The 1,969-nt window shown below is 60.4% G+C and carries 3 protein-coding genes; all 3 read left to right on the top strand.

Features of this window, described 5'->3' with window-relative positions:
* The coding region (locus H5U38_03580) for a carbamoyltransferase (GenBank protein ID MBC7186097.1) at positions 1 to 288 on the top strand (288 nt) is incomplete at its 5' end.
* Positions 281 to 1,723: a flippase gene (locus H5U38_03575; GenBank protein ID MBC7186096.1), complete on the top strand. Its 1,443-nt coding sequence runs from the start codon at positions 281 to 283 to the stop codon at positions 1,721 to 1,723. The genes H5U38_03580 and H5U38_03575, both read left to right, overlap by 8 nt.
* Positions 1,724 to 1,733: 10 nt before the next feature.
* Positions 1,734 to 1,969, top strand: a 236-nt coding sequence (locus H5U38_03570) for a hypothetical protein (protein MBC7186095.1), incomplete at its 3' end; no start/stop codon positions are given.

Here is a 1,969-nt window from a genome sequence, read left to right as displayed (position 1 = left end):
GACTGCACCAGCGAGATGAAACGCAAGTGTCCCGCAGTAGTGCACGTGGATAATACCGCCCGCCCACAGCTGGTGGATGAGAAGACCAATCCCAGTTTCTACAGGATCATCAAGGAGTACTACCGCAGGACCGGGCTGAATTCGATCATCAACACCAGTTTCAACATGCACGAGGAGCCCATCGTCTGTTCGCCCTATGATGCCATTCGCGCCTTCCAGTTGGGCCACCTCGACTACTTGGCGATGGCGCGCTTCCTGGTGCACTCCGACAAGGAGGCCAATGGGTAGTCTGAAGAGAAACACGCTGTTTGTCACCATTGGTCAGGCGGTGCGGCTTGTCCTGGCCGTGGTGTTGTACGCCTATGCCTGTCGTTTTCTCGGCGACAAGGACTTTGGCCGATACGCCTTGGCAACCACGGTGATGTTTTTCGTCCTTCTGGTCGACGACTTTGGCATCAATACCTGGATTGTGCGCGAGGTGGCTCGCCAGCGCAGTACCGGGCAACGTCTGTTTGGCGTGGCCAGCGGCATGAAGGTGGCCTTCATTCCGCTTGCCGTGCTCTTGGTGGTGGCGGTCGGCCTGGTCATGGGCTACGATCGGCGCACCGTTACAGCCATCAGCATCATCGCGGGCTACGGGGTGTTGTCCTCCTTCTCCGCCATGTGCGGCTCCATGTTCCGCGCCCATGAGCAGATGCAGTTTGACGCCCTGCTCAACATCGTGGAAAAGGGGGTAATCTTCGCCATTGGCCTGGTAGCCCTGAAGCGCGGTTTCGGTCTCTACGGGCTGTCGTGGGCCTTTGTCGTGGGCGGCATGGTGAGCCTCATTTTGGGCTTGGCGATCCTGCGCCGCAAGTTCTTTGTCCCCAGGCTCTACTTCGATTATCAGGAGTCCACACGCATCTTCCGGGGGGCAGTGGTGTTCGGCTTGTCGGTCTTTCTGACCACCCTCTACAATCGGGTGGACATGGTCATGCTCTCTCTGATGAAGCCGCCCGAGGTGTGGGGGTGGTATGCCGCGGCACACCGGCTGTTAAACTTCACCAACCAGGTGCCATTGGTCTTCATGATCGCCCTTTTCCCACGCCTGTCTCACGAGAGTGTGGCCTCCAAGGATGAGCTGTCGCGCATCTTTGCCAAGGGGTTCAAGTACATGCTGGTCTTAGCTTTGCCGATGGTGGCGGGCGTGATCCTCCTGGCTGACAAGATCATCCACTTTTTCAGCGGTCCTGGGTTCGAGAACGCCATTCCTGCACTCCGGGTGCTGGCCGTGGACGCGGGGCTTGTCTTTCCCAACATGCTGCTTGCTGGACTCTTTGGCGCGAGCAACCATCAGAACCGCCTGGTGGCTGTGCAGGCGGTGGGCTTGATCGCCAACGCGTCGTTCAACTATCTGCTCATCCCGCGCTTTGCCCATGTGGGCGCTGCTTATGCGACGGTGGGCACGGAGGCTTTGGTCCTGGCGGCCTGCCTTGCATTTGCCTGCCGAAGGATTGTGGTCCTGCGTGGCTTCGGCTATTTGCCCAAGGCTATTGGGGCGACAGCGGTCATGGTGGCGGCGGTGTGGGCGCTGCGCGGCCAGCACGTCCTGGTCGCGGGGGGTGCCGGCGCCGTCATCTACGGCGCGCTACTCTTAGCCACGCGGGCGGTGCAGGTGGAAGAGGTGGTGGGCTTGGGCCTGTTCAAGCGGAATGCGCGCCCTGCGGTCACCACGGAGCCCTGACGAGGCGAGTATGCGCATCCTCTACTTGAACTACCTCTACGACCTGAAGGGCTGTTCCTTGGGCTCGGCGGTCAAGCCGATGGAGCTCTTCCGAGCTATGGAGGCCTTGGGGCACCGCGTGCTCATGTGCTGGATGAAGAAGCAACCGTCAACGCCCGGCGGCGGGCCGCTGACCACCAAGGCCAGGCTCAAGAAATGGCTGCGGCGCTACTTAGCCGATGCCAAACAGCTTCTGCTGAACTTCCC

This window comes from Calditrichota bacterium, from assembly GCA_014359355.1.
GTDB lineage: Bacteria > Zhuqueibacterota > Zhuqueibacteria > JANLFK01 > Oleimicrobiaceae > Oleimicrobium.
This window is presented reverse-complemented; position numbering and strand designations above follow the sequence as displayed.